Source organism: Neorhizobium sp. PAMB6630, assembly GCF_058242775.1.
Window position 1 is genome coordinate 3,446,037 of sequence record NZ_CM177836.1, and the last position, 25,009, is coordinate 3,471,045.

22 protein-coding genes and 2 tRNA genes are annotated in these 25,009 nt (G+C 61.2%); 14 read left to right on the forward strand and 10 right to left on the reverse strand.

Annotated elements, in window-relative coordinates; genetic code table 11:
* The first annotated feature begins 152 nt into the window (after positions 1-152).
* A tRNA-Thr gene (locus tag AC4CWF_RS16400) sits at positions 153-228 on the forward strand.
* A gap of 162 nt (positions 229-390) precedes the next feature.
* Positions 391-741: a hypothetical protein gene (locus tag AC4CWF_RS16405; protein ID WP_491282697.1), complete on the forward strand. Its 351-nt coding sequence runs from the start codon at positions 391-393 to the stop codon at positions 739-741.
* A 150-nt stretch (positions 742-891) separates the two neighbouring features.
* Here AC4CWF_RS16405 and AC4CWF_RS16410 read toward each other — a convergent pair whose 3' ends face one another.
* The gene (locus AC4CWF_RS16410) at positions 892-1,284 is read right to left on the reverse strand and encodes a PRC-barrel domain-containing protein (RefSeq protein ID WP_491282698.1); all 393 of its coding nucleotides are present in this window, start codon (positions 1,282-1,284) and stop codon (positions 892-894) included.
* A gap of 302 nt (positions 1,285-1,586) precedes the next feature.
* Between AC4CWF_RS16410 and AC4CWF_RS16415 the strand changes: the two genes are divergently transcribed.
* The 3 genes from AC4CWF_RS16415 to pgi all read left to right on the forward strand — a co-directional run bounded on the left by AC4CWF_RS16415 (position 1,587) and on the right by pgi (position 6,400).
* Positions 1,587-3,284, forward strand: coding sequence for a long-chain fatty acid--CoA ligase (locus AC4CWF_RS16415; protein ID WP_491282699.1), 1,698 nt, complete (start codon positions 1,587-1,589; stop codon positions 3,282-3,284).
* A 191-nt stretch (positions 3,285-3,475) separates the two neighbouring features.
* Positions 3,476-4,687, forward strand: a complete 1,212-nt coding sequence (locus AC4CWF_RS16420) for an alpha/beta hydrolase (protein ID WP_491285450.1) — start codon at positions 3,476-3,478, stop codon at positions 4,685-4,687.
* 96 nt (positions 4,688-4,783) lie between these two features.
* Positions 4,784-6,400, forward strand: a complete 1,617-nt coding sequence (gene pgi, locus AC4CWF_RS16425) for a glucose-6-phosphate isomerase (protein WP_491282700.1) — start codon at positions 4,784-4,786, stop codon at positions 6,398-6,400.
* 124 nt (positions 6,401-6,524) lie between these two features.
* On the opposite strand, the gene AC4CWF_RS16430 is transcribed toward pgi, so the two are convergent.
* The 4 genes from AC4CWF_RS16430 to pyrC form a co-directional block, all read right to left on the reverse strand.
* Positions 6,525-7,451 carry a carbohydrate kinase family protein gene (locus tag AC4CWF_RS16430; RefSeq protein WP_491282701.1) on the reverse strand — a complete coding sequence of 309 codons (927 nt, stop codon included), beginning with the start codon at positions 7,449-7,451 and terminating at the stop codon, positions 6,525-6,527.
* A 67-nt stretch (positions 7,452-7,518) separates the two neighbouring features.
* Positions 7,519-8,217 (reverse strand): orotate phosphoribosyltransferase, encoded by a 699-nt coding sequence (locus AC4CWF_RS16435; RefSeq protein ID WP_491282702.1) that lies wholly within the window; start codon positions 8,215-8,217, stop codon positions 7,519-7,521.
* 137 nt (positions 8,218-8,354) lie between these two features.
* Positions 8,355-9,521, reverse strand: a complete 1,167-nt coding sequence (locus tag AC4CWF_RS16440; protein ID WP_491282703.1) for a GGDEF domain-containing protein — start codon at positions 9,519-9,521, stop codon at positions 8,355-8,357.
* Between the two features lie 267 nt (positions 9,522-9,788).
* On the reverse strand, positions 9,789-10,826 hold the full coding sequence (pyrC, locus tag AC4CWF_RS16445) for a dihydroorotase (RefSeq protein WP_491282704.1): 1,038 nt from the start codon (positions 10,824-10,826) through the stop codon (positions 9,789-9,791).
* Between the two features lie 209 nt (positions 10,827-11,035).
* Between pyrC and AC4CWF_RS16450 the strand changes: the two genes are divergently transcribed.
* Positions 11,036-11,977 (forward strand): tetratricopeptide repeat protein, encoded by a 942-nt coding sequence (locus AC4CWF_RS16450; protein ID WP_491282705.1) that lies wholly within the window; start codon positions 11,036-11,038, stop codon positions 11,975-11,977.
* A 3-nt stretch (positions 11,978-11,980) separates the two neighbouring features.
* On the opposite strand, the gene AC4CWF_RS16455 is transcribed toward AC4CWF_RS16450, so the two are convergent.
* Positions 11,981-13,021 carry a proline racemase family protein gene (locus AC4CWF_RS16455; protein WP_491282706.1) on the reverse strand — a complete coding sequence of 347 codons (1,041 nt, stop codon included), beginning with the start codon at positions 13,019-13,021 and terminating at the stop codon, positions 11,981-11,983.
* Between the two features lie 158 nt (positions 13,022-13,179).
* On the opposite strand from AC4CWF_RS16455, the gene cysQ reads away from it, so the two are divergent.
* Positions 13,180-13,956, forward strand: coding sequence for a 3'(2'),5'-bisphosphate nucleotidase CysQ (gene cysQ, locus AC4CWF_RS16460; RefSeq protein ID WP_491282707.1), 777 nt, complete (start codon positions 13,180-13,182; stop codon positions 13,954-13,956).
* Positions 13,957-13,959: 3 nt separating this feature from the next.
* Here cysQ and hemN read toward each other — a convergent pair whose 3' ends face one another.
* Entirely contained in the window at positions 13,960-15,309 is a 1,350-nt protein-coding gene (gene hemN, locus AC4CWF_RS16465) for an oxygen-independent coproporphyrinogen III oxidase (protein WP_491282708.1), read from the reverse strand.
* Between the two features lie 69 nt (positions 15,310-15,378).
* Between hemN and AC4CWF_RS16470 the strand changes: the two genes are divergently transcribed.
* The 6 genes from AC4CWF_RS16470 to AC4CWF_RS16495 all read left to right on the forward strand — a co-directional run bounded on the left by AC4CWF_RS16470 (position 15,379) and on the right by AC4CWF_RS16495 (position 20,442).
* Positions 15,379-16,140: a Crp/Fnr family transcriptional regulator gene (locus tag AC4CWF_RS16470; protein ID WP_491282709.1), complete on the forward strand. Its 762-nt coding sequence runs from the start codon at positions 15,379-15,381 to the stop codon at positions 16,138-16,140.
* Between the two features lie 267 nt (positions 16,141-16,407).
* Positions 16,408-17,499, forward strand: coding sequence for a pyrimidine utilization protein A (rutA, locus tag AC4CWF_RS16475; RefSeq protein ID WP_491285454.1), 1,092 nt, complete (start codon positions 16,408-16,410; stop codon positions 17,497-17,499).
* On the forward strand, positions 17,496-18,242 hold the full coding sequence (gene rutB, locus AC4CWF_RS16480; RefSeq protein WP_491282710.1) for a pyrimidine utilization protein B: 747 nt from the start codon (positions 17,496-17,498) through the stop codon (positions 18,240-18,242). Before rutA ends, rutB begins: the two co-directional genes overlap by 4 nt.
* Before the next feature lie 26 nt (positions 18,243-18,268).
* Positions 18,269-18,658, forward strand: coding sequence for a pyrimidine utilization protein C (gene rutC / locus AC4CWF_RS16485; RefSeq protein WP_006728548.1), 390 nt, complete (start codon positions 18,269-18,271; stop codon positions 18,656-18,658).
* A 376-nt stretch (positions 18,659-19,034) separates the two neighbouring features.
* Positions 19,035-19,829 carry a pyrimidine utilization protein D gene (rutD, locus tag AC4CWF_RS16490; RefSeq protein WP_491282711.1) on the forward strand — a complete coding sequence of 265 codons (795 nt, stop codon included), beginning with the start codon at positions 19,035-19,037 and terminating at the stop codon, positions 19,827-19,829.
* An 88-nt stretch (positions 19,830-19,917) separates the two neighbouring features.
* A complete protein-coding gene (locus tag AC4CWF_RS16495; RefSeq protein ID WP_491282712.1) occupies positions 19,918-20,442 on the forward strand; it encodes a flavin reductase in 525 nt (174 codons plus the stop codon).
* Positions 20,443-20,615: 173 nt separating this feature from the next.
* Here the strand turns inward: AC4CWF_RS16495 and AC4CWF_RS16500 are convergent.
* From AC4CWF_RS16500 to AC4CWF_RS16510, 3 genes are all read right to left on the reverse strand, one after another.
* A tRNA-Arg gene (locus AC4CWF_RS16500) sits at positions 20,616-20,692 on the reverse strand.
* Positions 20,693-20,824: 132 nt separating this feature from the next.
* Entirely contained in the window at positions 20,825-22,330 is a 1,506-nt protein-coding gene (locus tag AC4CWF_RS16505; protein WP_491282713.1) for an ATP-binding protein, read from the reverse strand.
* A 151-nt stretch (positions 22,331-22,481) separates the two neighbouring features.
* Positions 22,482-24,545 (reverse strand): methyl-accepting chemotaxis protein, encoded by a 2,064-nt coding sequence (locus tag AC4CWF_RS16510; RefSeq protein ID WP_491282714.1) that lies wholly within the window; start codon positions 24,543-24,545, stop codon positions 22,482-22,484.
* 306 nt (positions 24,546-24,851) lie between these two features.
* Between AC4CWF_RS16510 and rpmH the strand changes: the two genes are divergently transcribed.
* Positions 24,852-24,986, forward strand: coding sequence for a 50S ribosomal protein L34 (rpmH, locus tag AC4CWF_RS16515; RefSeq protein WP_137129837.1), 135 nt, complete (start codon positions 24,852-24,854; stop codon positions 24,984-24,986).
* Positions 24,987-25,009: the final 23 nt, after the last annotated feature.

Sequence of the window (25,009 nt, forward strand, 5' to 3'; positions counted from 1 at the left end):
CGGCGCTCTCGCCTTCCTTTGGCGCCAGAGAAGGCACTTCCAAGGCAGTTTGGCAAAAGAGATGCACAGGATGTGAAAATCCCCGCTTGAAATCTCTGCGCAATGCCTGTATCAGCCCCGTCACACCGCAAGCCCCACCGGGTTTTGCCGGCGCCGCTTTAGCTCAGGTGGTAGAGCACATCATTCGTAATGATGGGGTCGCAGGTTCGAGTCCTGCAAGCGGCACCATTTTTCTCTCCCTGCATGACACACTTGTTTTCGATCTGTTGAGGCTCGGCTATTGCCTGCCTCCTCGCTGCAGCCGCTCGTTTTTTTCGGAAACAATTGCAGCGTCACGCGGTTGGAAATCCTGAAGGCTGGCAAAAACTGTCGGCCGAAGGAGGAAACATCATGATGAAAAAACTTTTGACCGTCGCCATCCTGTCTGTCGGCCTTGCAGGCTCAGCCTTTGCACAATCCGGCTCCGGTTCGGGCGGCTCCGGTTCGGGCGGCTCCGGTTCTGGCGGCGCGGGTTCGGGCAGCACGGGTGGCGCGGGCGCCTCGTCCGGGACTGACGCAGGCAGCGGTTCTGGCGGCACGTCCGGTTCCACATCCGGCCAGACCGGTGGCAGCACGGATACCAACAATACGGCATCAGGTGCTGGCGGCACGGCCGGCCAGAACTGCAGCCCGGACACGTCCACGCCCAATGCAAAGACGCAAGGTACGTCTGCCCAGACGGCACCCGTGCAGAATTGCTGATCAAGGCCGGCAGTGCCGATCGAGAACTGGCCCGGGAGCACGCTCCCGGGCCTTGTTTTGTTCTGACGACAGCCCATAAAAAAACGGCCCCGCGCTGAAATCCAGAGCGGGGCCGTTGTGTTATCGGTCATTCAGGGCACGATCTGCACCTTACATCCAGTAGGGCGGAACACCGTAATAGTCGTAGATCGTGCGGTCGTTCTCGCGATAGAAGCGATCATCGTCGCGATCCTGATAGCGCGGTGCGCCTATGATCTGGTCCTTGGTCAGGTCGATGCGATAGCCGTCAAGCTGCTCATCATACCGAAGCTTTTCCCAGGGGAGCGGGAAATAATCGTCGCCGATCCCGAGGAAGCCGCCAAAACTCAAAACGGCATAAGCAACCTTGCCGCCGCGCTTTTCAAGAAGCAGGCGCTCGACCGAGCCGATCCGCTTGCCATCCGCCCCATAAACGCTTGTCCCTTCGACCTTGTCGCTGGCAATCAGCGCATAACTGTCCTTGACGTAAGGATCCTGGCCGGCTCTCGGTTCCTGATGCAACATGGTTTGCCTCCTTGGTTGTTTCCTCTGAAAGACCAACGCCGGGCTGTATCGAATGTTCCGCTCCACACGCGGTTTGCTATCGATACGTCCTGGCAAATGTCCTCCAGATGCACAGCCGAAGCCCCCTGCGGCCTCAGACCCGTTTCTCTTTATCAGGCTCCACGGGATCAATTGACGTTTACGTCAAAGTTATTTAGCTTTCCGTCAAAGCCGGTGTAGGATGACCGGAAAAAGCATCAAGCGGTCACGCGGCTGGAGTGGAGGCCACGCGGGACTTGCCATTCGAGGAGGAACACACCGCCATGTCAGCCGTCACCCCCGCCGCGTTGGAGCCGAAAAAAATCTGGCTCGCATCCTATCCGCCAACTGTGCCAGCCGAACTTCCGCCACTTGCCCATCGCTCGCTGGGCCAGCTGTTTGAGGAAAGCTGCACGCGTTATGCGGATCGCACCGCCTTTTCCAGCATGGGCAAGGCGATGACGTTTCGGACGCTCGAAGAGGAAAGCCGCAAGATCGGCATCTGGCTGCAGGGCCTTGGCCTCGTCAAGGGCGACCGCGTGGCGGTGATGATGCCGAACGTGCTGCAGAACCCGGTCGTCGTCTATGGCATTCTCAGGGCCGGCCTCTTGGTGGTCAACGTCAACCCGCTCTATACCCCGCGCGAGCTGGAGCATCAGCTGAACGATTCGGGCGCCCGCGCCATTTTTGTGCTCGAAAACTTTGCCCATACCGTGCAGCAGGTCGTGGCGAAAACCGATGTCAAACATGTGGTGGTGACGGCGCTTGGCGATATGCTCGGCCTCAAGGGCCATGTCGTCAATCTGGTCGTGCGGCGCGTCAAGAAGCTGGTGCCTGCCTGGTCCATGCCGATGGCAAAAAGTTTCCGGCAGGTTCTTTCAGCGGGTGCCCGAGGCACGCTGCGCCCCATCGAGGTGGCGCTGGATGACCTGGCTTTCCTGCAATATACCGGCGGCACGACGGGCGTTTCCAAGGGCGCGATGCTGACGCACCGCAACCTTCTCTCCAATAAGGACCAGATGGGATACTGGCTGGAAAGCGCCTTCCTGAAACGCCAGCGGCCGGACGTTCTGGTGTTTCTCTGCGCGCTGCCGCTTTACCATATCTTCGCGCTGACGGTGAATTCGCTGATGGGGATCGCCACCGGCAGTCACAATGTGCTGATCGCCAATCCGCGTGACCTGCCGGCGCTGGTGAAGGAAATCCAAAAACACAAGATCCATATCTTTCCCGGGCTCAACACGCTGTTCAACGCGCTTTTGAACAATGCCGAGTTCCAGAAGCTCGATCATTCCGCGCTGACCCTGGTGTTCGGTGGCGGCATGGCCGTGCAGCGGCCGGTGGCCGAGCGCTGGTTCCAGATGACCGGCTGCCCGATTACCGAGGGTTATGGGCTTTCCGAAACAGCGCCTGTTGCCACGGCAAACCGCGTCGATACGACGGAGTTTACCGGAACGATCGGCCTGCCCGTCTCCTCCACCGAAGTCAGCATCCGCGACGAGGATGGCCATTCTCTGACCCATGGCGAAGTCGGCGAGATCTGCATTCGCGGTCCGCAGGTCATGGCCGGTTACTGGAACCGACCGGATGAAACCGCAAAGGCGATGACGCCGGATGGCTATTTCCGCTCCGGCGACATGGGCTTCATGGACCAGCGTGGATATGTGAAAATCGTCGACCGCAAGAAGGACATGATCCTTGTCTCCGGCTTCAATGTCTACCCCAACGAGGTGGAAGAGGTGGCCGCCATGCATCCGGGCGTTCTTGAATGCGCCGCCATCGGCATACCCGATGGCAATTCGGGCGAAGCGGTAAAGCTTTTCGTGGTGAAGAAAGATCCGTCACTCACGGAAGCGGCGCTCAAGGCGCATTGCGCCGAAAACCTCACCAATTACAAACGGCCGAGATCCATCGAGTTTCGCACCGAACTGCCAAAATCGCCTGTGGGCAAGATCCTGCGGCGCGAGCTGCGGCCGAAGTGACGCATTTTAAGAACCGTCACGAAAGAGCGCGTGCGGGATGGACGGCGAAGCAGCCGGCGTTTATGAGTAAGGCATGAACGCGGGCTATCCGGCCCGTCAGCCTCTGATTGACGGAACAGGATTTGACCAGGCTCCTCAACCTCACAGTCCGCACGCCTGTTTCGCCCCGCCTTAAGGGGGGCTCGCGGGCGATTGTCCTCCTTGCGCTTCTGTCGCTGGTATCCGGCTGTGCCAGCCGCGCCGAGGGTGTTCTCGTCCCCACCACGCTTGAGGCGCGCGGCACATCCAAGGTGGATGTGCTGGTTGCCACCACCCGCAAGGCATCCGATAATCCCGGCATCCTGTTTTCCGGCGAACGCGGCAAGGAACCCCAAGCCACGGAAATCGAAGTGTCGATCCCGCCGGAAAAAATGCGCAAGGTTGGCCAGGTGCAGTGGCCAAAGCGCCTGCCGGCCGATCCGGCTAAGGAATTTGCAACGCTTGCCGTCAACGAGCTGACGATTCCGCAATCACGCCAATGGCTGAAGGCCCATATGCCGAAAAGCCGGCGTGTGCTGGTCTTCGTCCACGGCTTCAACAACCGTTACGAGGATGCCGTCTACCGTTTTGCTCAGATCGTGCATGACAGCGGCGCCGATGTGGCGCCCGTTCTTTTCACCTGGCCGTCGCGTGGCAGCATCTTTGCCTATAATTACGACAAGGAAAGCACCAATTATTCGCGCGATGCACTGGAAACCATGCTGCGGCGGGTGTCCGAGGATCCAGGCGTTGGCGAAATCACTGTCATGGCCCATTCCATGGGTTCGTGGCTGACCATGGAGGCGCTGCGCCAGATGGCGATCCGCGACGGGCGGGTGTCACCAAAAATCCAGAATGTCATACTGGCCTCTCCTGATCTCGATGTCGACGTGTTCGGCCGCCAGCTGGACGAGATGGGCAAGAAACGGCCCAACATCACGCTGTTCGTGTCGCAGGACGACCGGGCCTTGCAACTGTCGCGGCGCATTTCCGGCAATGTCGACCGCCTCGGCCAGATCGACCCGCGCCAGGAACCCTATCGCTCGCAACTCGAAAAGGCCGGCATCACAGTGCTGGACCTCACAGCCCTCCAGGGCGGCGACCAGTTGAACCACGGAAAATTTGCCGAAAGTCCCTATGTGGTCAAACTTCTCGGCAACCGGCTGATCGCCGGCCAGACCGTCACCGATTCCTCCATCGGCCTTGGCGAAAGCATCGGGGCGCTTGCCGTCGGCACCGCGCAGACGGTGGGTGGCGCGGCAAGCGTTGCCGTCAGCGCCCCCATTGCCGTTTTTGATGCCCGCACGCGGCGCACCTATGTGGAACAGGTGGACCGTCTGGGCCAGACGATCGGCGGCACGGTGCAGACGGCTGTTGGTCAATAACAGCGATCTGCCGACATCCACCCCTCGCCAGCCTTGATTTGATCGGGAAACCGAATAGGTTCCGTCATCTATCATTGATGACCCAAGAGGAATGCCATGCAGGCGATCGTTGAACAGCTGAAGTCCACTGCCGCCGCCACGGAGGCGACGGATCTGCGTGCCGCATTTGCCGCCGACCCCTCCCGTTTCGACCGGTTCAGCGCACGCTTCGATGACCTGTTGATGGATTATTCGAAATGCGCCGTGAACGACAAGGTAATGGCGCTGCTCGAAACCCTGTTTGCCGAAGGCGGCGTGGCGGAAAAGCGCGCGGCCATGTTTGCCGGCGAAGCGATCAATTTTACTGAAAACCGTGCCGTGCTGCACACCGCGCTGCGCAACCGCTCCAATACGCCGGTGCTGGTGGACGGCAAGGACGTGATGCCGGATGTGAACGCCGTGCTTGCCGCCATGGCCGCGTTCGCCGACGGCATCCGCTCCGGCGCGACGAAGGGTGCCACCGGCAAGGCCATCACCGATGTGGTCAATATCGGCATCGGCGGCTCGGATCTCGGTCCGGTCATGGCAACGCTGGCGCTTGCCCCGTTCCATGACGGCCCGCGCGCGCATTTTGTCTCGAACGTCGACGGCGCCCACATCGCCGACACGCTGAAGCTGCTGGACGCCGAGACGACGCTGTTCATCGTCGCCTCCAAAACCTTCACCACCATCGAGACGATGACGAATGCGGCGTCCGCCCGCGCCTTCATCGCCGATCAGCTAGGCGAAGAAGCCGTAAAACACCACTTCTGCGCCGTCTCCACCGCGCTCGACAAGGTCGCCGCTTTCGGCATCGAGAGTGACCGTATCTTTGGTTTCTGGGACTGGGTTGGTGGACGTTATTCCATCTGGTCTGCCATCGGCCTGCCGCTGATGCTCGCCGTCGGCCCGGAGAATTTCGGAAAATTCCTCGATGGCGCCCATGCCATGGATACGCATTTCCGCGAGGCGCCGGTGCGCGAAAACCTGCCGGCCCTTCTCGGCCTCATCGGCTATTACCATCGCAATGTGCTGGATTACCCCTCGCGCGCCATCCTGCCCTATGACCAGCGCCTGACGCGTTTCCCGGCCTATCTCCAGCAGCTCGACATGGAATCGAACGGCAAGGGCGTCACCATCGACGGCACCCCGGTCGAGGGCAATTCCGGCCCGGTCGTCTGGGGCGAGCCCGGCACCAACGGCCAGCACGCTTTCTACCAGCTGATCCACCAGGGCACGACTGTCATCCCGGCCGAGTTCATGATCGCCAAGACCGGCTTCGAACCAAACCTTCGCCACCAGCACGAGCTGCTGATCGCCAATTGCCTGGCCCAGTCGGCCGCCCTGATGAAGGGCCGCACGCTGGACGAGGCCAAGGCCCAGCTTGTTAAAGCCGGCATGGATTCCGCCAAGATCGATCATATCGCGCCGCACCGCGTCTTTACCGGCAACCGGCCCTCGATCACCTTCGTCTATGACCAGCTGACGCCGTTTGCGCTCGGCCGCCTGATTGCGCTTTACGAGCACCGCGTCTTCGTCGAGGGCGTGCTGTTCAAGATCAACTCGTTCGACCAATGGGGCGTCGAGCTTGGCAAGGAACTGGCAACCGGCCTCCTGCCTGTCATCCAGGGCAAGGCCGCGGGCGAGGGACAGGACGGCTCGACCACCGGTCTGGTCAAGGCGCTGGTCGGCTGAGATTTTTAAGCGGGGCCAGCCCTGCTCCCGAAATGAAAAAGGGGTGGCAACGCGACGTTGCCACCCCTTTTTAGGTCAGAGCCATTTTGCGTCCGAGCCCGAGGCTCGAACGGTTTTAAAAACTTCAGAGCCCGATTTCGTGGGCATAGGGCGGGTTGGCGCCAGCGCGCGACACGGTGATGGCCGCGGCCTTGGCGCCCAGTGCCAGCGCATCCTTCACAGCCTGTTCGGAAAGGCTTGCGACCTTTTCCTTCGACAGCAGGTTCTGCCGCTTCAGCGAGGCGAGAATACCGGCATCAAACGTATCGCCGGCACCGACGGTATCGACCACCGTCACCCGCTCGGCGGGCACCACAACCTTGAAGCCGGCGGTATAGCCGATGGCGCCTTCAGCACCGCGGGTGATGACGACAAGCTTTGCCCCCTGCCCCAGCCAGTATTTGGCCAGTGTATCGTGATCGCCTTCCATGCCGAACCACTCAAGATCCTCATCGGAAAACTTGATGATGTCGGACATGGCGGCCATGCGGGCAACGCGGCCGTGATGTTTTTCGCGGTCCTTGATGAAGCCGGGGCGGATGTTGGGGTCAAACGAGATGACGCGCGTCTTGAATTCCCGCGCCATCAGCGTTTCGTAGGTTTCGCCGCAGGGTTCCGGAATGAGGCTGATCGCGCCGAAATGCATGGCCTCGATCTCGTCCCCAAGCTCCGGCAGGTCCTCGCGCGACAGCATCCGTCCGGCCGTGCCCTCATCGTAGAAGGCATAGGTGGCCTGGCCGTTCACCAGCTTGACGAAGGCAATTGTCGTCGGACGCGACGAGATGGCGCAGAAGTTTGCATCCACATGGCTCTTCTTCAGCGTCTCGCGCAGGATATCGCCCATCATGTCGTCGGACAGGCCGGTAAAGAAGCCTGTCGGCTGGCCGAGCCGGCCCAGAGCGATGGCGGTGTTGAAAATCGCGCCGCCTGCGTAAGGCGCAAAGCCGTTTTCGCCAAGCGTTGTTTCACGCGGCAACATGTCGATGAGAGCCTCACCGCAGCACAAGATCATTTGAATTCTCCTCGAAGGCGGACCGGGTCTTCAATCGATTAAATCAGGTTTGCGAAAAAGGCCAGCCTCAGGCCTCGGGCAATTCGCTGACGCCACCATTGCGGGCCGACCAGGCCAGCGGCGCATCAAGGAAGCTTTCGACTTCCGACAGCGTCTCTGCATCGAACAGCTTTTGCGCCCGCGCCGCCGCCAGAACCTCGCGCCAGGTGGCGATGTGGTGCAGCGTGACGCGACCATTGGCGAAACGCGCCTCGGCCTGCGGGAAAAATCCATAATAAAACAGCGCGATGGCATGATCGACAACACCGCCGGCTGCCCGCACCGCATCGATGAACTGGAACATGCTGCCGCCGACCGTCGTCAGGTCCTCGATCACGAGCACGCGGGCGCCTTCCGGCATATGACCCTCGATCTGGGCGGCGCGGCCATGGCCTTTCGGCTTCTTGCGCACGTAGATCATCGGCAGAGCCAGCCTGTCGGCGAGAAGGGCGGCAAAGGGAATACCTGCCGTCTCGCCACCGGCAATGCAATCGAACCGTTCAAAGCCCGCGTCGCGGGTCACGGTGGCGGCGGCAAAATCCATGATGGCGGAGCGGATGCGCGGATAAGACAGAAGCTTGCGGCAATCGATATAAACTGGGCTCGCCATGCCGGAGGCCAGCTTGTAGGGCTCCTGCGGGCGAAAATGCACCGCGCCGATTTCCCAGAGCATTTTCGCCATCAATTCGGCCATCACGCCGCGCTCGGGATACATCAAATGAACCATGCTCATCTCCACCGGTTTGCGTTGCGCGCAAATAGCAGCAACAGCGCCGACTGACCAGCGGGCGACACGGTTTATCCGGCGGCAGCGCGACAGAAAGATGCTTTTGCACCGGTAAGACGGCACCGGAAAAACCAGCGTCACGCGGTGGTCCGGGTCCCTTCATGGTCACGCTCGACGACCCGGTGCACGCGGTTGCGGCCATTGCGCTTGGCTTCGTAAAGGGCGGCGTCGGCGGCGTTCAGGATGCCGTCGAAATCCCGCCCTTCGGTGAAGCCATAGGCAATGCCGGCACTGACGGTGACGCGGAAGCGGGCATCTCCGGCGCTCAATTCGCGCTCGGCAAAATTGCGCCGGATGCGCTCGGCAAGCCATTCGGCATAACCGGGGGCGGCGCTGCGAAGAACCGCGGCAAATTCCTCGCCGCCAAGCCTGGCCGCCGTGCTGAGGCCCACGGCATCCTTCAGGTCTTCCGCAAGGCAGCGGATCACCTCGTCCCCCACCGCATGACCATACTGGTCGTTGACCGCCTTGAACCGGTCGATGTCGAAGACGATCACCGCCATCTCGTCGGTAAACAGGTCGCGCTGATGCAATTCAAACAGCGCGCGGCGGTTATAGAGCCCCGTCAGCGCATCGGTGATTGCCTCGCGACGGTGGCGGGCGGTGATGCGCGCCTGATGCACCATCAGCGACATGGCACCGATACCGGTCATGCCGGCAATGCTGACGCCCGTATTGATCGCTTCGGAAAAATTGTCCGGCGCCTGCCCCATGACCCACTGGCCGTTTGCCGTAATCACCACGGCACACAGAACGAAGGACAGGCCCGTCAACGCATAGAGGACCGCCATGCCCACAAGCGCACCCGGCGCCTCCTGGCGTCCGCGCAGATATTCGAGGGCGGTGCCAAACAGCATGACCGCACAGGAGAGATTGAGCAGGACGAAACCGATGCCGTCATAACCGATAGCAATCGGCGACAGGGTGAGGACAAGCGAAAAGACGCTTGCAAAGACGGCACGCCGCACCGGTGATTGGTCCGTGCGGAACTGGAACGCTGCCGCATAGATAATGGCAAACCCCACCAGCATGGTGCCGAAGCTGATACCAAGAACAAAGTTTGACGGGTATTCGGTATAGTAACTGTAGCAGAATATCGCGACGACCAGCCAGGCCAGCCCCACCACCCAGGTCAACAGAAAACCATCGCCGCGCCGGCCAAACCATGTGGCAAACAAGGTGACCAGCAGGCAAAGCGTGGATACGCCCAACGAAATCAGTAACGTTCGGTAATCAAGCATCATGCCCGCCGGATTTCTAAGGCGAAGGTGTCTTAAAAGAAATTGACGCCGGTGGAGATTGTTCCGGCGGTAACTGCACTCAAAATACTAAAGCATGTATGTCGAAAGTGTTAAACGGTTTATGACCGGAAAATATAACCGGGCAACCAGCTGTCTCTGGCCTCGGGGACATGTCCTTATACAAGCTGCAGCCCCAGTGTGGGGCGGCAGCCAGATCTTGGATCCAGATCCTGGATAGTGTCGCGGGACGGCCGAAACCTGGCCGCAAAGCTAGACGACCTGCCAGTGCAGCGGGAACATCGGGTCGAACACCGTCACCGGTCCTGCCTCCGTATCGCGCTTTGCCGGATAGTCCACCGGTGCATCCTGCTTTTCCAGCACCATGATCTCCTCGTTGGCGGCAAGGCCGTACCAGGCGGGGCCGTTCAGCGAAGCGAAGGCCTCCAGCTTGTCGAGGGCGTTTTCCTCTTCGAAGACATGGGCAAGGCAGCTCATGGTGTTGATCGAGGTATAGATGCCAGCGCAGCCGCAGGCGCATTCCTTCAAGGGATCGACATGCGGGGCCGAATCCGTGCCGAGGAAAAAGCGGGCATCGCCCGAGGTTGCCGCCTTGCGCAGTGCCTGGCGATGATGTTCGCGCTTGGCAACCGGCAGGCAATAATAATGCGGGCGAATGCCGCCGACGAGCAGCGCATTGCGGTTGATGATCAGGTGATGGGTGGTGATCGAACCGGCCAGATTGCGGTCGGCGCCGAGAATGTAATCCACGCCATCCTTCGTTGTCACATGTTCCATGGTGATGCGCAGGTCCGGCAGGCGGCGGCGGATCACATCCAGCTTCTCATCGATGAACACCGCCTCGCGGTCGAAGATATCCACCTCCGGCGTCGTCACCTCGCCATGCACGCAGAGCGGCATGCCGATCTTGGCCATGCGCTCCAGTGTCGGCATCGCCTTGTCGAGGTCGCGAACGCCGCCGTGGGAATTTGTGGTGGCACCGGCCGGATAAAGCTTGACGGCGGTGATGAGGCCGCTCTTCAGCCCCTCCTCCACATCATCAGGGTCTGTGTGTTCGGTCAGATAAAGCGTCATCAGCGGCTGAAAGCGATCACCAGTCGGCAGCACGTCCAGAATGCGTTGGCGGTAAGCCTTGGCATCCGCGGTGGTCACGACGGGCGGCACCAGGTTCGGCATGATGATCGCCCGGGCGAAATGCCGGCTTGTGTCTCCAATCACGGCCGCCATCACCGCGCCGTCGCGCAGGTGCAGGTGCCAGTCATCGGGGCGGCGAATGCGAATGCTGTTCATGGCGTGCTGTTCCGTGTGATCCGTCTTATCCCCGCCATAGCACCCGTTGGCAAAGGCCGACAACTGATCGGGCCTTGGTTTTTTTCATTGCTGACGCCGAAACGAAGGCCAGTGCTGATCATCAAGCCGTGATCGGCACAGATCGACGGAACCGGCTGTCAAGTCCTGCGTTCATTAATCAAATATAAAGTTTTGAACCGGAGAGAAGAATGAACGCCCGTTCTTCACAGATCAGGAATTTCGCAAGTGTGTGTGCCGGAACCGTCGTGGTTCTGGGAGCACTGACTGTCGCTCCGAATGCCCGCGAGCCCGCACAGGTGGTTCTTGCCGCAGCCATGCAAGACCAGTGCGACCGCATGGCCGGAAGCCCCTACGACCAGAACCGCAACATGGCCTACGCTCCGGTTGGAATCGAAGAAATCGATACGCAGGCCGTGACTGCCTGCCGGATCGCCTTCGAATCCACCCATAATCCACGCTTCGCCTACCAGCTCGGTCGCGCGCTGAACAAGACACAGGAAGCCGACCAGGCCATGACTGCCTATGAGACGGCCGTCAATGCGGACTATTCCGCCGCAAAGGTGAACTTCGGCATGCTGCTCGGCCGCCTCGGCGACACCACGCGCGAGTTCATGATGTATAGCGAGGCAGCGGCGGCCGGCAATGTGCTGGCCTCTTACAATCTCGGCGTTGCCTATCGTGACGGTCTCGGCACCGACAAGAACGGCACAGAAGCCCTCAACTGGTTCGAGAAGGCCGCTGCCGGCGGTGATGACACCGCAGCGTTCAACATCGGCGCGATGTATGACGAGGGCGATCTCGTGCCGGAAGACAACCAGCTGGCAATTGCCTGGTACGATATCGCTGCCAAGCGCGGCAATGCCGATGCCATGATCAATCTCGGCCTGATGTATCAGGCAGGCGAAGGCATTGCCGCCAATCCGCAGGCTGCCGCGGAAATGTATGCAGAGGCTGCCGCCACCGGCGATACGTTCGGTGCGCTGAAGCTGAAGGAAATGCAGGATGCGGGCGTCGTGCCGGCTCCGGCACCTAATGTTGCCTCCAATGACGCAGCGCCCAATAACGGGCTCGACATGCTGGTGCTGCAGGAAGGCGACGTGGAAATCCCCTCGTCGCTGCTGTCGATCTGAGGCTCAGCCGGGAATATCGCCGGCTGACGGCCCCCAGACATCGGTCATGGCAAAGCCTGATGCCAATGGATCGAATGGATCAAGCGCCACCGTCTGCTGACCGAAGGTAAATCCGCGCCCGCTGATGGTGGGGATGACTGCCGGTCGTCCGGCAATTTCAGTCACGCCCGACAAACCGACACGGAATTCCGAACCGATGATAGAGCGCGACGTGAAAACGTCTCCCTCCTTCACCTTGCCGCGCGCGTAAAGCGTGGCGAGATTGGCCGAATTGCCGGTTCCGCAGGGCGAGCGGTCGGCGCGTCCCGGCCACATCGTGGTGCAGGTGCGCACGGCTCCGTCAGGGTCGATATCGCGGAACATCACATAGGCGACGCCGGAGACGGCGGGGATTTCCGGGTGTACGACCGGGAATTTCTCATTTACCGCAGCCTTCAACTCCATGCCGGCGGCAACCAGCGCTGCGGCATTGTGTTTTTCGATGGTAAGGCCGATCTGGCCCACATCCACCAGCGCATAAAACACGCCGCCATAGGCGAGATCGAGGCTGATTGCTCCCCATTTCGTCTCAAGCGACACATCCAGCGCGTGGACGAAGGACGGCACCATGGTGAGTTCGACGCGCTCGCAGCGACCATCGCGGCAAGTGGCGCGCGCCCGCACCAGACCAGCCGCCGTTTCCAGAACAACGATGGTTTCCGGCTCGTGCATCTCCACCATGCCGCTTTCGAGAAGCGCCGTCGTCACGCAGATGGAGTTGGAGCCGGAACTGGCATGGGCCTGATCCGGCTGAAGAATAATGAAGGCCGCATCGGCTGAGGGGTCGCTGGGCGGCACCAGCAGGTTGACGGAGCCGATGGGGTTTCCGCGTGGCTCGAGACACAGGAAGCGGCGCAGCTCCTGCCCCTTCGGATCGCTGTTCAGCCAGGCCAGCTTGTCAGCCGTGGTCACACCGGGAATTTTCGGCACGCCGCCGATGGCCACCTTGCCGATTTCGCCTTCGGCATGGACATCCAGCAACTGCATCGTCCGTTTCCATCGCATGGTGCTTGTCCTTCCTGCCTGACTGCTGCCGGCCTTCGTTTCGAAGCACGGCGGCGCGACCATAGGACCAGCCGGCCCGGCCCGGCAAGGCGGCGGATTTGCTTTTTCGCGCCCGATACCGCATCACCACACGAAGACCCATGCCATGGACATGCCCAATGCTTGCTCTTTTCGAAAAGGCCGCCCTTGAGGCCGGCCGCGTCATTCTGGATATTTACGCGCGCGGCTGTGCGGTGGATACCAAGGCCGATGCGACCCCGGTGACAGAAGCCGATATCCGCGCCGAAGAGATCATCCTGTCGATCCTTGCCCCGGCGCTTCCCGATCTTCCGATCATTGCCGAGGAACAGGTGGCCGCCGGCATCGTGCCGGATATTTCAGGCGGCCGTTTCCTGCTGATCGATCCCTTGGATGGCACGCGCGAATTCATCAGCCGTAATGGCGAGTTCACCGTCAACATCGCGCTGATCGACAACGGCGTGCCGGTGGCAGGCATTGTTCATGCGCCAGTGCTCGGCACAGCGTATCTGGGCGGGCCGGATGGCGCTGTCAAACTGACGCTCGACGCAGACCAGCAGGTTATCTCACGCCATGCCATCAGCGCGCGTGCGGCCGCCACGCCGCCGATTGCCATGGCCAGCCGGTCGCATCAGGATCCGGAAACCGCCGCCTGTCTTCAGCAGATGAATGTGTCGGAGTGTCGCCACATCGGCTCGTCGCTGAAATTCGGCCTGCTCGCCGAAGGGCTTGCCGACGTCTATCCACGTTTTGGCCGCACCATGGAATGGGATACGGCTGCCGGCGATGCCGTGCTGCGGGCCGCCGGCGGCATCACACTTCTCACCGATGGAACGCCGCTCCTCTATGGCAAGCGCCGACGCCCCGACATGGCAGATTTCGCCAATCCGGCCTTTATTGCCTGGGGCAAACGCTGATCGTCAGACGGCCACCGAATGGCGCGCCTTGCCGGCGCCGAAATAGCGGTCGAAGCGGGCAGCGATCGTGCGCACGAAAAGCCGCCCTTGTGGCAGAACCTCGAAACGGTCGCCATCGAAACGGATGAAGCCGTCCGTGTCATCCGCCTGGATGCGTTCGGCATCTGCCCGCACACTTTCGGCGGCGGCACCGTAACGCGCCCTGAGAGCAGAGACGGAAAACTCGTAAGCGCACATCAAGCCTTGGATGGCATCGCCGACCGCCCGGTCGATCGGGGAGAGCGCAAAGCCCTTGGCAATCGGCAGGCGACCCTCGCGCACGGTGCGGATATAGTCGCCCGTCGCCACGATATTTTGCACATAACCGCCTTCGACCCGCCCGATGGACGAGGCGCCAAAGCCGATCAGGCTCGGCGCGCGGTCGGTCGTATACCCTTGGAAATTGCGCTTCACCTCACCCCGGTCCAGCGCCTGCGCCAAGCTGTCGCCCGGTCGCGCAAAATGATCGATGCCGATGGCCAGATAACCGGCGGCACTCAACTGCTCGCCGATCAGCTGCAACATCTCCAGCCGCCCCTCGACACCGGCAAGCGCTGCCTCGTCGATCAGCGTCTGGTGTTTCTTCATCCATGGCACATGCGCATAACCAAAAATGGCAAAGCGGTCCGGCTGCATGGAGAGCGAGAGCGTTAGCGTTTCCTTCAGGCTTTCCTTCGTCTGATGCGGCAGGCCGTAGACAACATCGAGATTAACGCCGCCAATGCCGAGTTCCCTCAGAAGGCTGACGACACGCTCCGTCTGGTGAAAGCTCTGCGGCCGGTTGATCGCTGCCTGCACGGCCGGATCGAAATCCTGCACGCCCACACTTGCCCGCGTCATGCCGAAATCCCGCCATGCAGCAAGTTTGACTGCATCCACGTAGCCCGGATCGATCTCGACGCTGATTTCTGCCGTCGGGTCGATGTCGAAATGTGCCTCCAGCACCTGGCGAAGCCGTGTCAGATCCGAGGACGACAGGATGGTGGGAGAACCGCCGCCGAAATGGATCGTCCCGACACTGCGCCGTTTCGGCAGGTGGGAGGCGACCAGCGCGATTTCCGCCACCAGCGCATCCACATAGGCGCCCACCGGATCATACCGCTTCACCTGTTTGGTATGACAGCCGCAATACCAGCACAGCCGGTCGCAGAAGGGCACGTGCAGGTAAAGCGACAGCGGCGCATCGCCATCCTCTTTGCCAAGCCAGCGGGCATAGGCCTCGGACCCGACGCCCGGATGGAAATGCGGGGCGGTCGGATAGCTCGTGTAGCGCGGCACGGGGGCGGAATATCGGGCAAGAAGATCTGGCTGCATGGTCCCTTCCTTTTCTGTCCTCGGAATACAAAAGGAAAAACAGCGCTGCCTTGATCAAGATCAAGCCGGATGGTGCAGGTGCGCTGGAAGGGCTATATCTTGGCGGCCATGGACATAACCCGCCGCGACATCCACACCCTCGACACACCCGTGCTCTGCAAAAGCTGCGACGTGCGCCACAAGGGCATGTGCGGCGCGCTTGCCCCGGAAGAACTGCTGCAGCTTTCGCGCCAGACCCGCCAGATCGAACAGCCCGCCGGCACGGAACTGGTGGGCGAAAGCACCGATGTCGACGCCTATGACAATGTGATGAGCGGCGTGGTCAAACTGTCGAAAACGCTGGAGGATGGCCGCCAGCAGATCATCGGCCTGCAGTTTGCCCCGGATCTCGTCGGCCGCCTTTATGCCAGCGAAAGCCCGATGACGGCGGAGGCCGCCTCCGACATTACCATCTGCCGCGTTCCGAAGTTGACGCTGGAGAGGCTGGTCGAGCGCAATCCGGTCTTGCGCAAACGACTGATGGACCAGGCCTTGCGCGAACTGGACGAGGCGCGTGACTGGATGGTGACGCTGGGGCGCAAGACGGCGGCGGAAAAGGTGGCAAGCCTTCTGCTTCTGATCGCAACCCATCTCGACCCGGATACACGGGGAGAGACCCGCGTTTTCGACCTGCCGATGTCGCGCCTCGATATTGCCGATTACCTCGGGCTCACCATCGAAACCGTGTCGCGGCAGTTTTCGCGGCTGAAATCGGACGGCATCATCACCATCACGGCCAATCGTCATATCGAGATCGTCAATCTCGCCCGGCTGAAAAAGCGCTGCGGCTGACGCGCTGTTTTCTGCTGCCGGAAACGATGCCCGTTTCAGCGCCAGCATCTGACAAAGATCAAAAAACAGCCACGCGCCTGCCTATTGGCCGGGCACGCCGCCGCATTTTTATTGATCGGACGGTAAATTTTTGACCATTTGATAAATTTTTCCGAGATAAATTTTCTAAGCCATTGAATAAATAGAACATATTCATTCTGGCACGCGGATTGCTTTTCTGTTGTCATATCGAGGCCGGTCGTGCCTCGCGACAGAGGGAGCATGAACATGGAAATCGGTGTCTTCATTCCAATCGGCAATAACGGCTGGCTGCTGTCGGAAAACGCGCCGCAATACAAGCCGAGCTTCGAGCTGAACAAGGCGATCACGCTGAAGGCCGAAGAATACGGCTTCGACTTCGCGCTCTCGATGATCAAGTTGCGCGGTTTTGGCGGCAAGACGGAATTCTGGGACTATAATCTCGAAAGCTTCACGCTGATGGCAGGCCTTGCCGCCGTCACCTCCAAAATCAAGCTGTTCGGCACCGCCGCCACGCTCATCATGCCGCCGGCGATCGTGGCGCGTATGGCAACCACGATCGATTCCATCTCCGGCGGCCGTTTCGGCATCAACCTCGTCACCGGCTGGCAGCGCCCGGAATACAGCCAGATGGGCCTCTGGCCCGGCGACGACTATTTTTCCGACCGCTACGAATATTTGTCGGAATACGCGACCGTTCTGAAGGACCTTCTGACATCAGGCCAGTCGGACCTCAAGGGCAAGCATTTCCAGATGGACGATTGCCGCATGAAGCCGATCCCGGAAGGCGATGTGAAGCTGATCTGCGCCGGCTCGTCCAATGCCGGCATGGATTTTTCGGCGAAATATGCCGATTACAGCTTTTGCTTCGGTGTTGGCGTCAACACGCCAAAAGCTTTTGCGCCCACCAATGATCGCCTGCTGGCGGCGACCGCCAAGACCGGCCGCGAAGTGCGTTCCTTCGTGCTGACCATGGTTCTGGCTGAGGAAACCACGGAAGAAGCCTTTGCCAAGTGGGAACATTACAAGGCCGGCGCCGATGAGGAAGCCATCAAATGGCTGGGCCTGCAGAGTGCGGCCGACACCAAGTCCGGCTCCGACACCAATGTGCGCCACATGGCAAACCCCGTTTCTGCCGTCAACATCAACATGGGCACGCTGATCGGTTCCTATGCGGAAGTGGCCGCCATGCTGGACGAGATGAGCGAAGTGCCCGGCACCGGCGGCGTGATGTTGACGTTTGACGACTTTCTCGAAGGCATCGAAAAGTTTGGCAAATATGTCCAGCCGCTGATGAAGAGCCGCGCCCATGTGACCGAAATGCTGGAGGCCGCCGAATGAGCGACACCGTTGTTGCAGGTTACCAGCCGCGCCCGGAGCGGACGAAAAGCGTCACGCTTCCCGCCCGCCCCGAGCCGATCACGCTGAAACCCTCGGAAACCGCCGTTGTCGTCGTTGACATGCAGAACGCCTATTCCACCGAAGGCGGTTACGTGGATCTCGCCGGTTTCGACATTGCCGGCGCGAAAGGCACTATCGCAAACATCAAGAAGACGGTCGATGCGGCCCGCGAAGCAGGCGTGCTCGTCGTTTATTTCCAGAACGGCTGGGACAAGGATTATGTCGAGGCCGGTGGCCCGGGCTCGCCCAACTGGCACAAGTCGAATGCGTTGAAAACCATGCGCGCCCGGCCAGAACTGCAGGGCCAGCTTCTTGCCAAGGGCACCTGGGACTATGCCATCGTCGATGAGCTTCAGCCGCAGCCGGGCGACATTCTGGTGCCGAAGACGCGTTATTCCGGCTTCTTCAACACCAATATGGACAGCGTGCTCAGAGCCCGCGGCATCCGCAATCTCGTCTTTGTCGGCATCGCCACCAATGTCTGCGTGGAAAGCTCGCTGCGCGACGCCTTCCACCTCGAATACTTTGGCGTGATGCTGGAGGATGCGACGCATCACCTCGGCCCCGAGTTCATCCAGCAGGCGACAGTCTACAATGTCGAAAAATTCTTCGGCTGGGTCTCGACCGTCAATGATTTCTGTGGCGCGATCGGTCAGGCCGCCCCTGCCGATGCCGCCGAATAATCCCTTTTACCTCAAGGAGTTCACGCATGCCGAAAACCATCGTCGTTCCCGAAGGCACATCCAAGCCGCTCGCCCCCTATTCACCCGGCACGCTGGCCGATGGCATCCTCTACGTCTCGGGAACACTGCCCTTCGACAAGAACAATGACGTCGTCCATGTCGGCGATGCCGCCGCCCAGACCCGCCATGTGCTGGAGACGATCAAATCCGTCATCGAAACCGCCGGCGGCACCATGCAGGATGTCACCATGAACCACATCTTCGTCACCGACTGGGCCAATTACCAGGCGGTGAACAAGGTGTATGCGGAATATTTTCCAAGCAACGAACCGGCCCGCTACTGCGTGCAATGCGGCCTGGTAAAGCCGGATGCGCTGGTGGAAATCGCAACGGTAGCGCATATCGGCAAGAAGTGAGCGGGCGTTAAGCCGCCCCTCGTCCGCCTGCCGGCACAGTCTCCCCGCAAACGGGAGGGCCAGCGCATTTGAAACAAGACCCTCTCTGCCCTGCCGGGCTGACCGGGGTCGAGCCACGGGTCTCGCCCCGTCCTTCGCCCCCCCCCCCACAAGGGGGGAGATAACGCGCAGCAAGCGCCCGGTTCCTGCACCAGGCGGTGCGGGCGGGTTAAGCCCTCCCCCTTGTGGGGAGGGTTTGGGAGGGGACTTGTCTCCTAGGCGATTGCCCTGCCGTAGGCGGACAGAGGGACAGAATGCAACCACTCCACACCCGAGGCTCTCCCCTCTCCCCGCAGGGAGAGGGCCAGGGTGAGGGGCAAGCCAGAGCAAAATAGACATGCATTACGACATCCACGGCAACACCGCTCCCGATGCCCCGACCATCCTGCTCTCCTCCGGGCTTGGCGGCTCCGGCGCCTATTGGGCGCCGCAGATCGGGGCGCTGGGCGAACATTTTCGCCTCGTGACCTATGACCACCGCGGCTGCGGCCGCACCGGCGGCGAGGTGCCCGAGGAGGGCGGCATTTCCGCCATGGCCGACGACGTGCTGGAGATTGTCGAGGCGCTGAAGCTGACAAAATTCCACGTCATCGGCCACGCGCTGGGCGGCCTGATCGGCCTCGATATTGCGCTCCGCCGCCCCGAACTGATCGAAAAACTCGTACTGATCAATGCCTGGAGCAAGGCAGACCCGCATTCTGGGCGCTGCTTCGATATCCGCCTGGAACTGTTGGAAAAATCCGGCGTGGAAGCTTTTGTGAAGGCGCAGCCGCTGTTTCTTTATCCCGCCTGGTGGATGAGCGCGAACGCGGCCCGTCTTGCCGAAGATGACAAACACGGCGTCACCCATTTCCAGGGCAGAACGAATGTTACCAGACGGATCGCGGCACTGCGCGCCTTCGATGTCGATGCGCGGCTTGGCGAAATCACCGCACCGACTCTGGTGATGGCGACGCGCGACGACCTTCTGGTGCCCTGTACGCGTTCGGAGCGGCTGGCCGAAGGCCTGCCGAACGCCACCCTGTCACTTAGCGACAGCGGCGCCCACGCCATGAACATCGTTTTCCCGGATGCGTTCAACCGCACAGTCGTCGATTTCCTGAAGACAGACCATGCGGGCTCGACCACCTAGCCCCCATACAAGAATTTGTTGCCGGGTGGATGAACCCCTGCCCGAAAAACATCGTAGACTGCCACGCACACGCCCTCTGGAGATCCGCATGCCCCCTGCTCAAGCGCCGACCCTTGCCGCCCCCGAAGAGACTGCAGGTGAGGACCGTCGTCTCGCCTTCCGCAACGCCATGGCTCGCCTTGCCGCAGCCGTCACCATCGTGACGACCGATGGCCCCGGCGGCCGCGCAGGCTTTGCCGCAACCGCCGTCTGCAGCGTCTCCGATAATCCGCCGACGCTGATCGTCTGCCTCAACCGCGGCTCGTCAGCCTATCCGGCCGTCTCGGCCAACCAGGTCGTCTGCGTCAACGTGCTGTCAGCCGATCACATCGAACTCAGCCGCCTCTTCGGCGGAAAGACGCCCGTCGACGAACGTTTTGCCGCCGCCACCTGGTCCCCCAGCGACACCGGCTGCCCTCGCCTCGAAGACGCGCTCGCCTCCTTCGACTGCCGCATCCGCACCATCGCCGACGGCAGCACCCACGACGTGCTGTTCTGCGAGGTGCAGGCCATCCATTCCCAGACAGAAGGCCAGGCGCTTGTCTATTTCGACCGGGGATACAAAATCGTCTGAACCGGACTGAACGGTCAATCGCAAGGGCAGTGAAGCAGGCGCTTCGCTGCCCTTTTTTTATGCGGACATCGGCAGCAGGTCTGTTGGAAAGTACCGGCGCCAAAACGCAAAATCCGGTACAGTCTAAAAGACTGAACCGGATCGCTGAACGATAAATTGTTCTTGAAAAAGAGTGGCGCACCCGAAGAGATTCGAACTCCTGACCCCCAGATTCGTAGTCTGGTGCTCTATCCAGCTGAGCTACGGGTGCTTGCCTCACCGACTGTCCGTCGGCGTTGGCGATCCTCTAAAGCGTCCTTGGGGGGATTGCAAGCGATTTTGCCGAGGCTGCTGTCATTTTGTTGAAACAACTTTTCAAGTATTTGAAAAACATGGATAAATTTCATGCACGAACGCGGTAGGCGTCAAGAGCCACTGGGCGGTCGGGAATTTCGATGCGGAAAAGCGTGCCGGGGCCGGGCTTTTCCACGAGTGCAATCGTGCCGCCATGGGCAAGCACCAGTTCGCGGGCAATGGCAAGGCCAAGGCCGGTGCCGCCGGAACGGGCGGAGCCGCGGAAGGCCGCAAAGAGGTTTTCGCGCGCCTTGCGCGGCATGCCGGGGCCGTTGTCATCAACGGTGATGCTGACGACGCTGCCGACGCGCTGGGCGGTCAGCGACACCCGGTGCGGCTGGCCATCCTCGGGGGGCGGTGCATGCATCAGCGCCTGTACGGCATTGCGGCAGAGATTGTGGATGACGCGAAACAGCTGCTCGCTGTCGGCATCCACTTCCAGCGTCTCATCGATCTGGTCGATGAACTCGATGCCGGCTTCCGGATCGAGCGCCAGGATCTCGCGCACGTCCTGGCAGAGCCCTGCCAAGCGCAGCAGCCGACGCCGTGGGGCGGCTTCCGAAGCCTGCCCATAGGCCAGCACTTCATTGGTATAACCCACCGCCCGGTCGATGGTGCGCAGCAGCTTTGGCGCAAAGCTGCGCACCATCGGATCCTCGACATCCACCAGCCGGTCCGACATCAGCTGTGCCGAGGCCAGGATGTTGCGCATGTCGTGGTTGATCTTGGAGACGGCAAGGCCAAGGTCTGCGAGGTTCTTCTGCTGCTTCAGCGTGCGCTGCAATTGGCGCTGCATGGCCGCCAGATGGTGGCCGGCCACCTGCAATTCTCCCTTGGCGCGCCCGGGCACGAACACCCGCTCGGGATCTTCCGGATGCTCGGAAAACACCTGCATGCCATGCGTGAGGCGCCTTATCGGGCCGATCATCATGCGGTTGATCGCGAGATAGATCAGAAACGCCGTCACCAGCGAAATCAGCAGCGAGATGACGAACATCAGCCGCGAGAAGCCGATCATCGCCTTGCGCAACGTGTCGTCGTTCATGACAAGTTCGATGATCATGTCGGTATCGTTGATCGGACCGTAGACGCGCATGGCGCGCCCGCCACCGAAGATCAGCGTGTCGAGCGCGTTGGCCATGGCATGGAATGGCGTCTCATGGGCCAGATCCACCTGCACATCCACCTGCGGGGGAACATCGATGGCCGCGAGCAGCCGCGAAGTGCCGTCCTTGCGCAGCGCCAGAACTTTCGTGCCGGTCGCCAGCAGCGTATCGTCCTGCACTTCGCGCGGCAGCTCGGCCGGCTGCAACCCGTCGATGACAATGCCGGCGGCAGCGGCCGTATCCAGCCGGTCGCGCAGCCAGGTGGTGCGCATCACGGAAATCGAGGGGACAAAAATCAGCACTTCGGCGAACATGACGAAAATGACGGTCAGCCAGAGAAGACGTCCCGACAGGCCGCGAAAGCGCCGGGGCATCCGCTGAAGGGGTATGTCCGCACCCTCTGCCGGGGGCGATCCCAGTGGGGCGGAGCCCTCCGCCTCGTTCGTCATGCGGATCTCCGTTCGTTCAAGCGGCTTTGCGACGCGCTCCCGCGCCGCTCGTCATGTGCCTTATCATAAAGATGCCCGAGGGCTTTTTCCAGCCCTCGGGCATTGGGGGCGGTTCAGGCCGTTGCACCGGGTGTCGAAAACCGGTGTCGCATCAGAACTCCTCCCAGTTTTCCCCGCGTGGCGCAGCTGCCGCTGCTGCCGGTGCCGCACCGATGGCGCGGGCAAGATTGCCCATCATCCGGCGCGCAGGCGATGCCTTGGGGGCGGCACGCTCGTCGGCCGCACGGATGGCTGCTGTACGGGCTGGCGCCGCGCGTACGGGAGCCGCCTCGGAAGCGCGGCGCGGTGCCTGCCCGCCGTCGCCGATGTTGAAATGCGACAGCAGCGAAAACAGGCCATCGGCTTGCTGAGACAGCCTGTGGGTTGCCGCAGAGGTTTCCTCCACCATGGCAGCGTTTCTCTGAGTCACCTGGTCCATCTGGTTGACGGCGGTGTTGACCTCGTGCAGGCCGGTTGCCTGCTCGCGGGCCGCCGTTGCGATTGAATGGATGTGATCGTTGATGCCGAGAACCCGGCTTTCGATCTCATGCAGCGATTCGCCCGTCTTCTGGACAAGCTTGACGCCACCGGCCACTTCCTCGCCAGACTTGGTGATCAGCGCCTTGATGTCCTTGGCCGCATTGGCCGAGCGCTGGGCAAGCTCGCGCACTTCCTGGGCAACAACGGCAAAACCCTTGCCGGCCTCACCGGCGCGGGCCGCTTCCACACCGGCATTCAGCGCCAGAAGGTTGGTCTGGAAGGCGATCTCGTCGATGACGTTGATGATCTGCGAAATCTCGCGCGAGGCCTGTTCGATGCGGCCCATGGCGGCCACCGCATCGCGCACCACAATGGCGGATTGCGCAGCACTTTCCTTGGCTTCGCCCACCATGCTGCTGGCTTCCTGGGCCCGTTCCGTGGAGGATTTGACGACCGCTGTGATCTCGTCGAGTGCTGCAGACGTTTCCTCAAGCGCTGCGGCCTGCTGTTCGGTGCGCTTCGACAGATCGTCAGCTGCGGTGCGTAGTTCGCCGGCATTGCCGTTGATGAGGCTTGCCGCACCGCGGATTTCGCCCATCGTGTTGCGCAGATTGAGGATGGCTTCGTTGACATTGCGTTGCAGATCCGCAAATGCGCCGTGGAAGCTGCCATGCATGGTGTCGGTGAGATCGCCGGCGGCAAGCCGCTTGAGGATGTCGCCAGTCTGGGTCAGGCCGCCATCGACGGTCGCCAGCAGCTGATCGACATTGTTGGCAAACCGGTCCAGTCCGGCATTGCCGAACTGCTTGTTGATGCGGGCCGTGAAATCGCCCTCGGCCGCTGCGGCAACCACGGCTGCCATGCGCGCCTGCAGATCGTCGGAGCGGGCGCGCGACACGCCATCCTCGGCGTTCATGCGCTGCACCTCGACGCCGTTCTGCTTGAACACTTCGACGGTCGAGGCCATTTCGCCGATCTCGTCCTTCTGCCCGACACCCGGAACGGCGGTGGCATAATCTCCGGAGGCAATACGCTTCATCGCATCCGTCAACGCAAGGATGGGGGTGATCAGCGCGCGGCGGCTGATGAAAGCGGCAAGCCCGGTGCCGAGTGCCACGCCCGTCAGTGTCACGATGCTGATCAAAAGGAACAGGGTATCGCCAAACTGGTTGATGCCGGCGCTCACCTTGTCCAGTTCCGCGCGGTCCTGGCCGACGATGGCGTCGATTTCCTGCTGAAAGGCCTTGCGGTTGTTGCGGTTGGCTTCGTTATTGCCTTGCTTGTTGGCAACCTCCGGCCCTTCCGTCTTGCCAAGCCGCACCGTCTCGGAGCGGAATGCCTTGAACTCTTCGGCTTTCTTTGCCATCGCTTCAAAGGCTGGCCGCTGCTCGGCCGATACCATCGGGCGCCATTTTTCGAGCAATGCGTCCATCTGGGTCAGGCTCTTCGTCAGGCCTTCGCCGAATTTGACCGTGTCTTCCGCCGTCTTGGCAGCATAGATCCCGCGCGCCTCCATCACCACGGCCGTCACCAGCCGGTTGAGGTTCTCGCCCTGATAGGCGCGGTCGGCGGCGGAATGGAAGGCATCGATACGCCGGCCATATTCCGAGATCGCAAACAGCGAAATGCCGCCCACGACCAAGGCGACCAGCGCCATCAACCCGACGAGCAGGTTAATCTTGCCTTTGATTTTCATGTCAAACCCTCGTGTACCAACACCAGATCTGCAAGGCTCCCCGCCCTTCTGGTATTCCAACATTCGCACAGGCGAATTAATGAATGCTTGAATTCGAGACCGTAAAATGACAGGCCCGGTGCGCAGGCAATGCGCGGGAAAAGCCCGGCGCCAATTGACTTTTGCGATGGCTTGCTCTTATAAGCCGCCCACGTCCGGCTTTCGCAGGCGCGCGTGAGCGTGTTCCTGTGCCGATACGTTATCCATCAACGCTCTTGTCCCTCAAGGGACAAACCCAAGAAGGGCCGCACACCGCGGTATTAAAAAATGAAGCGTACCTACCAACCGTCCAAGCTTGTTCGCAAGCGTCGTCACGGCTTTCGCGCCCGCATGGCAACCAAGGGCGGCCGCAAGGTTCTGTCCGCCCGTCGCGCACGTGGCCGTCAGAGCCTGTCGGCTTAAGGCCGGCATGCCCGGCGACTGTG